This window comes from Herbidospora cretacea, assembly GCF_001570605.1.
GTDB lineage: Bacteria > Actinomycetota > Actinomycetes > Streptosporangiales > Streptosporangiaceae > Herbidospora > Herbidospora cretacea.
Genome location: NZ_BBXG01000005.1, coordinates 202,524 through 215,347, shown reverse-complemented (window position 1 = coordinate 215,347; position 12,824 = coordinate 202,524). Strand labels below are relative to the sequence as shown.

6 protein-coding genes are annotated in these 12,824 nt (G+C 73.6%); 4 read left to right on the top strand and 2 right to left on the bottom strand.

All coding sequences use genetic code 11. From position 1 onward, the window contains the following. Positions 1 to 32: 32 nt before the first annotated feature. A complete protein-coding gene (locus tag AW270_RS11965) occupies positions 33 to 1,061 on the bottom strand; it encodes a 2-ketoarginine methyltransferase (protein WP_157521863.1) in 1,029 nt (342 codons plus the stop codon). A gap of 396 nt (positions 1,062 to 1,457) precedes the next feature. Between AW270_RS11965 and AW270_RS11960 the strand changes: the two genes are divergently transcribed. The 4 genes from AW270_RS11960 (at position 1,458) to AW270_RS11945 (ending at position 10,390) form a co-directional block, all read left to right on the top strand. Continuing rightward, a complete protein-coding gene (locus AW270_RS11960) occupies positions 1,458 to 3,080 on the top strand; it encodes a non-ribosomal peptide synthetase (RefSeq protein ID WP_082801493.1) in 1,623 nt (540 codons plus the stop codon). Next, positions 3,077 to 4,252 (top strand): cytochrome P450, encoded by a 1,176-nt coding sequence (locus tag AW270_RS11955; RefSeq protein ID WP_061293906.1) that lies wholly within the window; start codon positions 3,077 to 3,079, stop codon positions 4,250 to 4,252. Before AW270_RS11960 ends, AW270_RS11955 begins: the two co-directional genes overlap by 4 nt. 14 nt (positions 4,253 to 4,266) lie before the next feature. Continuing rightward, positions 4,267 to 9,348, top strand: a complete 5,082-nt coding sequence (locus tag AW270_RS11950; protein ID WP_061293904.1) for a non-ribosomal peptide synthetase — start codon at positions 4,267 to 4,269, stop codon at positions 9,346 to 9,348. 61 nt (positions 9,349 to 9,409) lie between these two features. Continuing rightward, positions 9,410 to 10,390 carry a serine hydrolase domain-containing protein gene (locus AW270_RS11945; RefSeq protein ID WP_061293901.1) on the top strand — a complete coding sequence of 327 codons (981 nt, stop codon included), beginning with the start codon at positions 9,410 to 9,412 and terminating at the stop codon, positions 10,388 to 10,390. Here AW270_RS11945 and AW270_RS11940 read toward each other — a convergent pair. Next, positions 10,381 to 12,813, bottom strand: coding sequence for a GH116 family glycosyl hydrolase (locus AW270_RS11940; protein WP_061293900.1), 2,433 nt, complete (start codon positions 12,811 to 12,813; stop codon positions 10,381 to 10,383). The genes AW270_RS11945 and AW270_RS11940 overlap by 10 nt on opposite strands. Between the last annotated feature and the right edge of the window lie 11 nt (positions 12,814 to 12,824).

Genomic DNA, 12,824 nt, shown 5'->3' with positions numbered 1-12,824 from the left:
TGCGGGGATGGTCTTCGGCCTGCCTGCGGCCCTCACGCGCCTGCGGCGCGGACGAGGAACCCCAGCTCCAGGCCGGTGGAGTCGACGCCTGCGTCGGTGGTGAGGCATGCGTCGACCACGCCCCCGGCCTCCTCGATGAGGCCCTCCCAGAAGGCGCGGCGCTCCAGCCGCTGCTCGGTGATCTGGTGCAGCAGGTAGTACGGGTTGTAGTAGGCCAGCCCCAGCCCGTGGCGGGTGACCCCCGGGTCGAGCGGCCGGTGGTCGACCTCGACGATCGCCAGGCGCGCGCCGGGCGCGCAGGTGATCGCCTTGCGCACGACCTCCGCCGTGGCCTCGCGCCCCTGCTGCTCCAGCACCTCCTGGAGCGAGAAGGCGGTGAGGAAGCAGGGCGCGCCGTCCCGGCCGGAGACCCCGGCCATGTAGTCCTCGGCGGTGGCGACGACGAACTCGACGGTGCGGTCGAGACCGCGTGCGGCGGCGGCGTGCCGGGCCCCCTCGATGTTGCCGGGGTCGGGGTCGGCCCCCACGCCGCGGGTGCCGTCGGCGCACAGGTCGAGCAGGAACGTGCCGTCGCCGCAGCCGAGGTCCACGACGGCGTCGGGCGGGGCGGGCAGGGTGGCGAGCAGGCGCCGGACCAGCGGGATCGCGTCGTAGCGGCTGATGCCGCAGCTGCCGCGCCCGACCATGGTGCCGTTCCTGGAGGCGAAGGCGCCCCGGTCGGCCATCACCTGCGGCAGTTCGAGCAGGGTGGCCCCGTAGCCGCCGATCAGCAGTTCGTACCAGGGGCGGAACGCGAGGAACTCGCGGCCCTTGGCGGTCAGCGCGGGCCGGTCCTCCGGGTCGGTCACGACCCCTTCGGCCGCCAGGTAGCGGAGCAGGCCGGTCAGCCGGCCGGCGTCCATGCGCAGCCGCGCGGCCAGGTCGCCGGGCTTGGACTCCGGCGTGTCGTCGAGGGCCTCCATGAGGCCGCTGGTCATGGCGAACTCGAGGACCTGCGCCAGGAAGAAATGGCGCACCGGTTGAATGGCGGAAATGAGGCGTAACTCGAAGTCGTGCGTCACGACTCTCCTTCTGGAATGCACGCAGAGATCGGCGTCCACGAATTGGATCCCCCGCGTGGAAGCGAACGTCGTAAAGAAGGCTCGAACCCCGTCGCCCGGCACGCTAGCAAACGGCCGGAGAATCCGGCAAGCAACCGGAAGCGCCAGAAAACATCGGTATGCCGATCACGGAAAAGCCGTCTTACCTGATCGAAAGCCCAGGCTGAGAGCTGTTTGTGTCACAGAGTCGAGACATTCCGAGGGCTCCCGGATAGTTGAATCCTGGAATATTCATAGGGGCGACGGGTGCGATATACGCAGGATATACGAGGGATATACGAGAAATGTAGGGGTGCCGGTCCGGGGTTTACGGGTCATTTGAAGAGCCAATTACCAGGTGTGTTACAGTCGGCCGCCATGAGGGAGTTACGCATCTCTTATTCGACCGAATCGTCAGTCGATCAAGCGGTGGTGGAGATCGCCCGCCGGCGTCCGGGAGACCCGGCCGTCACCCTCGGCGGCCGGACCCTCACCTACGCCGAACTCACCGCGCGGGCCCGCGCCTTCGCCGACGAGCTGACCGGCCTGCCGCCGCAGCGGATCGGCGTGACCGCCCACCGGACCGTCACCACCGTCGTCCAGATGCTCGGCGCCGCCCTGGCCGGGCACTCGTTCGTGCTGCTCAACCCGGACAATCCGGAGAGCACGACCGCCTACATCCGCGAGTCGGCAGGGATCGCCCTGGTGGCCGACCCCCTGACGGGGGAGCTGACCCGCGACGACCGCCACACGCCCTCCCCGGCGGAGGGCGAGGCCTACGTCCTGCACACCTCGGGCAGCACCGGCCGCCCCAAGGGCGTCTCGGTGTCGCGGGCCAACCTGGCCTACGCCAACGCCGCCCGCCTGACCGTCCACGCCGACCACGGCGAGCCGGTCTTCCTGCTGCTGTTCCCGCTCCACTTCGACGGCGCGATGACGCCGATCTGGGGGGCCCTGACCACCGGCGGCCACCTGGTGATCGCCGACGACGCCGAGCGCCGCGACCCCGACGCCATCGCCGACCTCGTCGTCCGCCACTCGGTCACCCACACGCTCACCGTGCCGAGCTTCCACGGCGAGCTGGTCCGCGTGCTGGCCGATCGGCCGCACACCCTGAAGGTCGCGATCTGCGCCGGGGAGGCCCTCACCCGGGGCGTCATCGATCAGCACTTCGCGTCCCTGCCGGAGGTGGCCCTCTGCAACGAGTACGGCCCGACCGAGTGCACGATCTGGGCCACCTACCGCTTCTACGACCGCCCGCACGACCCCCTGATCGGCCGGCCGATCCCCGGTACCACCGTCGACCTGCTCGACGGCGCGCTGCGGCCGGTCCCCGACGGGGAGGTCGGGCAGATCGCGATCTCCGGCCCCGGGGTGACCGCCGGTTACGTCGGCGACCCCGCCCAGACGGCGGCCGTGTTCGTCGACGGCCGCTACCTGACCGGCGACCTCGCCCGGCGCACGCCGGACGGCGAGCTGGAGTTCGTCGGGCGGCTCGACAACGAGGTCAAGATGCGCGGCGTCCGGGTCAACCTCGAGACCATCGAGGCCGCGGTCGCCTCGGCTCCCGGCGTCCTGGCCGCCGCCGTCACCTACGACGCGGCGACCTCGGTCTGCTGTGCCTTCGTGACCGGCGACGCCTCGGCCGTCCGGCAGACGGTGACCGCGCTGCTGGGGCCCGCCCTGGTGCCCGACCGGGTCGTGGCCGTCGCCACCCTGCCGCGCACCGCCCACGACAAGGTCGACAAGGACCGGTTACGCGTCCCCGGCGACGCCGGGCCGGCCGAGCGGATCGCGCTCGCCTGGGCCGAGGTGCTCGGGGTCAGCGCCGAGCAGGCGGTGTCCGGGGCCAACTTCTTCGCCCTGGGGGGCAACTCGCTGTCGGTGCTCAAACTGGCCCGCACGCTCAGCGGCCTGGCCGGACGCAGGATCACCGCCAAGGAGCTCTACCTCCACGCCACCCTCGGCGATCAGCTCGTCCTGCTGGGCGGTGAGCGGTGAACCCCGACGTCCTGCTCGACGGCGCGACCCACCGCGACGGCCGCGCCCACGAGGTCTGGGCGTGGATGCGGGAGCACGACCCCGTCCACTGGCACGAGCCCGGCGACTTCCCCGGCTTCTGGTCGCTGACCCGGCACGACGAGGTCAGGGAGGTGCTGCGCGACCCGGTGACCTTCAGCTCCGCCTCCGGCATCCTGCTGCGCCCCCTGGCGCAGGGCGCCGACCCCGGCGGCGGGCGGACGCTCGCGCTGGCCGCCCCGGCCCGCCACCAGGTGCTGCGCGAGGCGGTCGCCGGGTGGTTCGCCCCGCGCAACCTGCGGCGGCTCACCGAATCGATGGAGGCCGTCGCCCGGACGGCCGTGAAGGAGAGCCTCGCGGCCGGGCGCATCGACTTCGTCGCCGACGTGGCCGCCCGGCTGCCGGTCGAGGTCGTCTGCGCCTTCCTCGGCATCCCGCCCGCCGACCGCCCCGACCTCGTCGCGTGGGCGTGGGACGCGTTCTGCGCCGGCACCGCCACCGAACGCAGCCTGGCCCACCTGGAGATCCTCGAATACTTCACCGATCTGGCCCTCCACCGCCGCGACACCCCCGGGGACGACCTGGTGAGCGTGCTCACCCAGGTCACCGTCGACGGCGAGCCGCTCCCGATCGACGACGTCGTGCTCAACTGCGACAGCCTGTTCGTGGGCGGCACGGAGAACGTCCGGCAGACCCTGGCCGGGGGGATGCTGGCGCTGCTGGAACACCCCGCGCAGCAGGAGCTGCTGCGGGCCGACTTCGACGGGGTCGCCGCCACCGCCGTCGACGAGATCCTCCGCTTCACCACCTCCGGCCTGCACACCATGCGCCGGGCCACCCGCCCCGCCGACGTCGGCGGCCGGTCCGTCGCCGAAGGCGACCTGCTGGTCTGCTGGCTGCCGTCGGCCAACCGCGACGCCGCCCAGTTCCCCGACCCCGACGTCTTCGACGTGACCCGCACCCCCAACCGCCACCTGGCCCTGGGCATCGGGCCCCACTACTGCGTCGGCACCCAGCTCGCGAAGCTGGAGATCCGCGCCGTCCTGCGCGAGTTCCTCGCCCAGGCCCGGGACGTCACCCTCGACGGCCCCGTCGAACGGCTGGACTCACTCGTCGTCGGCGGCCCGCGCCGGTTGCCGCTGCGGCTGACCTGATCACGGGAGGATTCGTGGGCGAGACGTTCCCCGCATCGAAGGTCCAGGAACAGTTCTACGTGGCGCAGCAGGCGGTCGGCGACTCGACGGCCTACCACGCGCCCCTCTTCCTGGAGGTCCGGTCGCCCCATGACGAGGAGGCGCTCCGCCGCGCCGTCCTCGCGCTGGCCGACCGGCACGAGGCCCTGCGCACGCGCTTCCGCGCCGGCCCCGAAGGGCTCCTCCAGGTCGTCGACGACGAACCCGCGGTCGAGTGGGCCGTCGTCGACCACGACGACGCGGAAGGGCGGCGGCGGGCGATGGCCGAGCAGGCCGCCCGGCCCTTCGACCTGGAGGCGGGCCCGCTGTTCCGGGCCGGTCTGCTGCGCGCGCCGGACGCCGATCCGGTGCTGATGCTCTGCTTCCACCACATCGTCTGCGACGGCTGGTCGCTGCGCGTCCTGGTCGAGGAGCTGGCCGCCCTCCTGGAGGGGGCCGACCTCGACCCGGACCCCTACCAGTACGCCGACTACGCCCTGTGGCACAACGAGTGGCTCGCCGGGCCGGCCGGTCAGGCCAAGATCGGCTACTGGACGCGGACGCTCGCGGGCGACCTGCCCGTCCTGAGGCTGCCGGACGGGACCGGCGAGGGCGTCGTCCTGCGGCGGCCCCTGTCCCGGGAGGCGGTCGACCGGCTCCGGGAGCTGGCCACCGCCCACCGCACCACCGCGCCGACGGCGCTGCTGACCGCCTACCTGGTCGTGCTGGCCGAGTACGCCGGGACCAGGGACGTCGTCGTCGGCGTCCCGGCCGCCAACCGGGGGAGGGCCGAGTTCGAGCGCACGGTCGGCTGCTTCGCCAACATGATCGCCGTCCGGGCCGACCTCAGCGGCGCGGCCACCTTCGACGACGCGCTCCGCGTGGTCCGCGCCGCCGCCCTCGGGGCCCAGGACCACCAGGAGGTGCCCTTCGAGGTCGTGGTCGGCGCGGTGAACCCGCCGAGGCTGCCCGGACTCACCCCGATCTTCCAGGCCGGCTTCTCCACCGAGGAGCCGGGCGCGGAGAAGGTCACCGGCCTGGTCCCGGTCGAGGCCGAGGTGGACGCCACCAAATACCGCCTCCAGCTCCACGTCGACCTGGACGCGCCCGCCGTGACGATCGAGTGCCTGGCGGGCGACCCGGCGTGGGCGCGGGAGTTCGCCCGCCGCTACGACGAGGTGCTGACCCGGGCCGCCGCCGACCCCTCGGCCGAGGTGTTCACGCACGTCGCGGCGGCTCCGTCGACCGCGCCGGAGGCCGAGGAGCGCGGGTACACCGGCCCCCGCGACGAGGTCGAGGAGGCGCTCGTCCGGTTGTGGCGCGAGGTCGTCGGCCGCGAGCCGATCGGGATCGACGACAACTTCTTCGCCCTGGGCGGCGACTCGATGCGCATCGTCCAGCTCGTGGCCAGGGCGGCGGAGGAGGGGCTGCGCTTCCGCGTCCGCGACGTGCTGCGCCACCAGACCGTCCGGGAACTGGCCCAGAAGACCACCCTCGCGACCGCGCCACGGCCGGTCCTGGAGCCGTTCGCGCTGATCGACCCGGCCGACCGGGCGGCGCTGCCCGCCTCGGCCGTCAACGCCTATCCGGTGACCGCGCTCCAGGCCGGGATGCTTTACCACACCGAGCTCGCCGGGGAGACGGCCGTCTACCGCGAGCAGGTGTCGATGCGCCTGCGGGTGCCCGCCCACTCCGAGGCGGCCTGGCGGGCCGCCGTCGCCGCGCTGACCGACCGCCACGACGCGCTGCGGACCTCGTTCGCCGTCGCCGGGTTCGGCGCGCCGCTCCAGATCGTCCACGACCGCCTGCCCGAACCGCCGGTCACCTTCGGGGACGTCCCGGACACCACCCTCGACCGCGAACGCGCCCCGCTGGCCAGGTTCCACCTCCAGCGGCTCGGCGACACCGAGGTGCGGCTGTCGACCGTCGTCCACCACGCGATCGTCGACGGCTGGAGCCAGCAGGTCCTGCTCACCGACCTGTTCACCCTCTACCTGGCGGAGCTCGGCGGGCCGCCGCCGACCCCGCCGCCGCGCGCCCGCTACGACGCCTACGTCGCGCTGGAGTCGGCCGCCGCGCGCGACCCGGAGCAGGCGGCGTTCTGGGCGGCCGAACTCGACGGGCTGACGGTGACCACCGTGCCGGCCCTCCCGGCGCAGGACGACACCCGGCCGTCGATGCGGATCTGGGACCTGCCCGGTGAGCTGTCCGACGGCCTGACCGTCCTGGCGGAGAAGCTCCAGGTCTCCGTGCGGATGCTGCTCCTGGCCGCCCACCTGCGCGTGCTGGCCGCGCTCAGCGGCGGGGACGACGTCGTCACCGGCGTCGTCTACAACGGCAGGGTGCCCGAGCCCGACGGCGACCGGGTGATCGGCCTGTTCCTCAACACGCTGCCGTTCCGGCTGACCCTCGGCGAGGAGAGCTGGGCCGGCCTGGTCGCCGAGGTGACCCGCAAGGACCTGGCGATCCAGCCGAACCGGCGCTTCCCGGTGACCGCGCCGCTGTTCGACGTCTACTTCAACTACACCCACTTCCACAACGAGAAGGACGCCCCGACCGGCGACGTCGAGATCCTCGACAGCGAGAGCGCCGAGCCGACCAACTTCCTGATGGGCGTGGAGTTCAACACCGACGCCGTCACCGGCCGGATCGGCATGGGCCTGCGCTACGACGCGCTGCGCATCCCCGAACCCGACGTGACCCGCTTCCACGGCTACTACCGCGCCGCCCTCGAAGCCCTGGTCGCCGCCCCGGACGCCCGGCACGCCGACGCCGAACTGCGCGGCCCGGCCGAGATCCGGGCGGTCGAGGACTGGAACCGCACGGCCACCCCCTATCCCGGGCCGCACGTCCTTCACAGGATCATCGAACAGCGCGCGGCGGCCACACCGGACGCGGTCGCCGTCCGGTTCCGGGACACCTCGCTGACCTACGCCGAGACCGACGCGCGGGCCAACCGGCTCGCCCACCGCCTGGCCGGGCTCGGCGCGCGGCCTGGCGACCGCGTGGGCGTGCGGATGCCGAGGTCGGCCGACCTGGTGGTGGCCCTGCTGGCGGTGCTCAAGGCCGGGTGCGCGTACGTGCCGATCGACGTGGCCGACCCGGAGGCCCGGGTGGCCGCGCTGGCCGAGGAGGCCGGGCTGCGGTTCGTGCTCACCGAGGCGGCCGACGACCCGGCGCTGCCGGGCACGCCACCCGCGACCGATCCGGGGCCCGGCGACCCGGCGTACCTGATCTTCACCTCCGGCTCGACCGGACGGCCCAAGGGCGTCGTCGTCTCGCACGGCGCGATCTGCAACCGGCTGCGCTGGATGCAGCAGGAGTTCGCCCTCACGCCCGGCGACCGGATCCTGCAGAAGACGCCCGCCACGTTCGACGTGTCGGTGTGGGAGTTCTTCTGGCCGCTGATGGAGGGGGCCACCCTCGTCGTCGCCGAGCCCGAGGGCCACCGCGACCCCGGCTACCTGACCGAGGTGGTCAACCGGGAGAAGGTGACGGTGGTCCACTTCGTCCCGTCGATGCTGCGCGCCTTCCTCGACGCCTCGGGCCCCCGGCGCTGTCCGGGCCTGCGGCTGGTCGTGTGCAGTGGCGAGGCGCTGACCCGTCCCCTGGTCCGCGACTTCCACGCCCAGTCGGCGGCCGTGCTGGCCAACCTCTACGGCCCGACCGAGGCGGCGGTCGACGTCACCTCGTGGCGCTGCGCCCCGGGGGAGGAGGGCCCGGTCCCCATCGGGCGGCCCATCGCCAACGTCGGCGTCCACCTGCTCGACCGCCGGGGCCGCGAGGTGCCCGTCGGGGTGCCCGGTGAGCTGCACATCAGCGGCGCGGGCCTGGCCGAGGGCTACCACGGCCGCCCCGACCTGACCGCCGAACGGTTCGTCACCCACCGCCTCGGCCGCCTCTACCGGACCGGGGACCTGGCCAGACACCGCCCCGACGGCGCGATCGACTACCTCGGCCGGCTCGACGACCAGGTCAAGATCCGCGGCATGCGGGTGGAGCCGGGCGAGATCGAGGCGGTGCTGGCCGGGCACCCCGACGTCGCCGGCGCCGCGGTCGTGCTCGACGGCGAACGCCTGGTCGCCTACCACACGGGCCGGGCGGCCACCGGGGAGCTGCGCGACCACTGCGCCCGGCTGCTGCCCGGCCACATGGTGCCGTCGGTCTTCATGGAGCTCGCGGAGCTGCCGCTCACCACCAGCGGCAAGATCGCCCGGGGCCGCCTGCCCGCTCCCCGGGACGAGCGCCCGGTCCGCCCGCCGCGCACCCCCACCGAACGCCGGCTGGCGACGCTCTGGGCGGAGGTGCTCGACACGGAGGTGTCCGCCGACCGGGCGTTCTTCGACCTCGGCGGCCACTCGCTGTCGGCCCTGCGGCTGGCCGGGCTGATCACCCGCGACCTCGGCCGCCCGGTGACGGTGGCCGACCTGCTCGCCCACGACACGGTCGAGCGCCTGGCCGCCCACCTCGACGGGCGTCCGGCCGGCTCGGCCGGGGTCGCCGTGGTGACCCTGAGGGAGGGGACAGGGGTCCCGCTGTGGCTGGTCCACCCGGTGGGCGGCTCGGTCTTCGGCTACCGCCCGCTGGTCGACGCGCTGCCCGGCGACTTCCCCGTGTACGGCCTCGCCCAGCTCGCCCCGCCCGCCGCCGACCTGGAGCGGATGGCCGACGACTACGTCCGCGCGCTTCCCGGAGGTCACGTCCGGCTGGCGGGATGGTCCTTCGGCGGCGTGCTCGCCTACGAGATGGCCCGCAGACTGGGCCACCGGGTCACCTCGCTCTGCATGATCGACTCCGGCTACCCGCGGGGCGACTTCGACGGTGACGTGGCCGAGGTGATGGCCGCCGACGACACCGGCGGCGACCCGGCGCTCTACGCGGCCAACCTGACCGCGCACCACCGCTACCGGCCGGGACGCTACGCGGGCGAGGTGCGCCTGGCCCTGAGCCGGGAGGCGGACGCGGCCGGTTGGGCCGCCCGGGTCGACGGCCCGTTCCGGGCGAAGGTGTTCGACGCGGACCACTACGAGCTGATGCGCCCGCCGGTGGTGGCGGAGGTCGCCGCCCTGCTCACTTGACGGCGTTCCTTCTTTGCTCAACCATGGTTGCACAATCGAGGTTGAGTAAAAGGAGAAGGCCGTGTTCAAGGACATCGTCGCCGCCGGTCCCGGGGGAGCCGCCCTCGCCGTCTACCGGGACGGGCGGCTCGTCGTGGACGAATGGGCGGGTGACTGGTCCCGCGACGACGTGGTCAACGTCTTCTCGGCCGGGAAGGGGGTGGTCGCGGCGCTGGCCCACCGTCACCTCGCCGACCTCGACCGGCCGGTGCGCGACTGGTGGCCCGAGTTCACCGCCGACTGCACGGTCGCCGACCTGCTCTCCCACCGGGCGGGCCTGCCCGCCGTCCGCCGCGCCCTGCCCGACGGCGCGCTGTTCGACTGGACGGCGATGACCACGGCCCTGGCCGCCGAACAGCCGTGGTGGCCGCCGGGGGAGCGGCACGGCTACCACGCCGTGACCTTCGGCTGGCTGGTCGGCGAGGTGCTGCGCCGGGCGACGGGGCGGACCGTCCGGCAGCTCGTCCAGGACCTGGGCATCGACGGCCTGAGCGTCGGCCTGCCCGAGGGGACCCCGGTCCGGGACGTCCTCCCCCCGGAAGCCCACGGCCCGCTACCCCAGATGTCCACGGCCGAGATCACCGTGAAGGCGTTCGCCAACCCGGCCGAGCAGCTGACGCCCGGCCTGCCGAACACCCCGCGGTGGCGGGCGGCGGAGATCCCGGCCGCCAACGTCCACGCGCATGCCCGCGCCCTCGCCGCTCTGTACGCCGACCTGCTGACCCGGCCTGACCTGGCCCGGATGATCGAGCCCCGGAGCGAGGGCCACGACGAGGTGCTGGGGTCGGAGACCCGGTTCGGGCTGGGCTTCATGCTCAGCAACCCGACCCGCCCGTTCTCCCCCAACCCCCGCGCCTTCGGCCACAGCGGCTCCGGCGGGGCGCTGGCCTTCGCCGACCCCGACGAGGGCTTCGCCTTCGCCTTCACCCCGAGCCGGACCCTGCTCACCCCGGCCGGGCCGGACCCTCGCTGGCCCGCGCTGGTCGAGGCCCTCTACCGCTGAGCCGGTTCCGCTGTGGTCTCCCCCTCGGGCGACACGGTCACCACTCCCCACGAGGTCCCCGCGACGTAGGGGAAGCGGCCCGGCCGGGTCGCGGTGAGCTCGCCGGTCGCGGGGTCGCGGCGCAAGCCCGTGTAGGCGTCGAGCAGGGACCATCCGGCCATCGCGCGGACGTAGTGGTCGCCGCACTCGATCTCGTTGAAGGGGTTGCGCCGGGTGCCGTCGTACCGTTCCCGCAGCCCGTCGAGGATGCGGAACGCCTCGTCGGTCAGGCCCTCGTACAGGCAGGAGGCCGCGACCTGGTACTCCACGCCGGTCCACACCTCGTCGCAGTAACGGAGGGGCACGGCGGGGCGGCCACCGTGCGGCCAGGTGCAGACCACCAGGCCCGTCTCGCCGCCGTCGGCGAACGAGCGGTAGCCGTGCGGCTCGAAGCCGGTCCGCAGGTTGTACCGGACGATCGACGACAGGGCGGTCCTGACCCGGTCGGCGGGCAGGATGTGCCCGAGGCCGAGCTGGTGGGCCCACCACTGGCCGAGGAGCTGGTCGGACAGGCAGCCCCGGCCGAAGTCGTGCTCCTCGCCGGTGTCGGGCTGGCCGTAGTACTCGCCCGTCCAGAGCAGCTCGTCGTAGCCGTCGCGCCCGAGCGTGAACAGCTTCGCGAAGCCGGTGGCCAGCGCGGGTTCGACGAGCCGGGCCATCTCCTCCATCGCCCGCAGCGCAGCGAGCCAGAGCCCGCCGACGAACATGTTCGGGCCGTGCAGGCTGATGTCGTAGGTGCAGGGCTGGTCGCCGCGCAGGATCCCGGTCCCGTCCGGGTCCCAGGTGCGGGCGACGTGCTCCATCAGCCGCCGCAGCGCGGGCCACTGCTCGCGGAGCCAGTCGCTCCCCGACCCGTCCAGAACCGATCTGTACGTCTTGAGCACCGCCCCCAGCATCCCGTCGAGCGCCGGCCGGACCGGCCCCCCGATCGCGACGTCGTGGTACTGCGGCAGGTAGAGCGGCAGGGCGACCCGGTGGGGGATCGACCCGTCGGCGGCCTGGACGGCGAACTCGGTCTCCCGCATGTCCCGCCCGAGCGCGGGGAACAGCCGGGCCAGCGCCTGCTCGTAGTTGAAGACGTGGTTGCAGTTCAGCGGGCACGACCCGCCGACGTCCCCGTTCCAGTTCCGGGTGGAGGCCCCGAGCGCGCCCTCGAACCCGTAGGCCCGCCCGTCGGCGGTCCGGAACAGCGAGGGCGACCGGACGAGCGTCCCCTGCGCCGAGATCACGTCCTTCAGCACCGGCGGCAGGTCGCTGTCGGCCACCGCCGACGCCCAGGTCCGCGACGCCGCGTCGAGGTGGTCGCGGTCGGCCAGGTAGGCGTCGAGCACGTCGAGCGCGCCCCCGAACCGCGTCGCGTAGTGGTTGCCCACCCAGAACCGGCTCCCGGCATAGGAAGGCGTCGGCCCGAACCGGTCGAAGTCGGCGAACCGGTTGGGGAACCACCAGGTGTGCACGACGTCGATCGTCGTCGTCTCGCCCGGCGCGAGCGCGAAGGCGGCGGCCAGCCCGGCGTCCCAGGTGAACCCGGCCGGGCTCGGCCCGGCGGGCGCCCTCATCGGCGAGGCCCCGTCGGCCAGCGCGGCCCGCAGCGCGGCGTCGGAGAAATCCCCGAGCTGCACCGGCGTCACCAGTTTCACCGTCTCGGCGAACCGCAGCAGCGCCTCGGCTCCCGTCGCGCGGGGGAGCGCGAGGGCGGGGGCGTCCGTCCAGAGCAGCATCTCGCCGTAGCCCTCGTCGGTCTCCCGGAGCGAGGGGTTGTCCATCAGCACACCGGTCTGCCCCGGCCTTCTGACCAGGCGGTTCACGTTCCCGCCGTAACCGGCTCCCCGGGTGCCGTCGACGGGGGTCACGCCGTCCCAGCCGACGCCGTTCTGGAGCGTGCCGAGCAGGAAGCCGTGCCGGAACTCGGAACTGGTGTTGGTCAGGGTGAACCGGTAGCGCACCAGCGGCAGCGAACTCGCGTCGGCGTCGAGCGGCACGAACGGCGTGAACGCCGACATCGACACCGCCACCGGGAGCCCGGAGTCCAGGTAGCCGACCTCCGCGAACGGGTAGGCGGCCCGGAACTCGGTGGCCTCCACGGTCGGCCACGACGGGAGTCTCCCCAGGTCGGGAACCTCGGCGTCGGAGACGTTGGGCGCCGGGTCGGGCGACGGCGGCACGGGATCGCTGCGCAGCAGCCGCACCACGTCGTCCGGGGGCTCGGTCGAGGACACCCGCAGGGCGAAGAAGCCGTCCGGCAGGAACCCGCGGTGGTTGGGCACCCCGCCGAGCTGCCACTGCCGCAACGCCCCGTCGCCGGTCAGCGCCACATGCCCGGTGCCGAAGCCGCCGAGAGGGAACGCGACCGCGCGCCGGGCCTCTCCGGAGTACCGCTTCACGGCCCCCGCCT

Bases quoted from the DNA above. Each gene is read 5' to 3' on its own strand.
- AW270_RS11960 (WP_082801493.1), top strand. From the start codon at position 1,458: ATGAGGGAGTTACGCATCTCTTATTCGACCGAATCGTCAGTCGATCAA.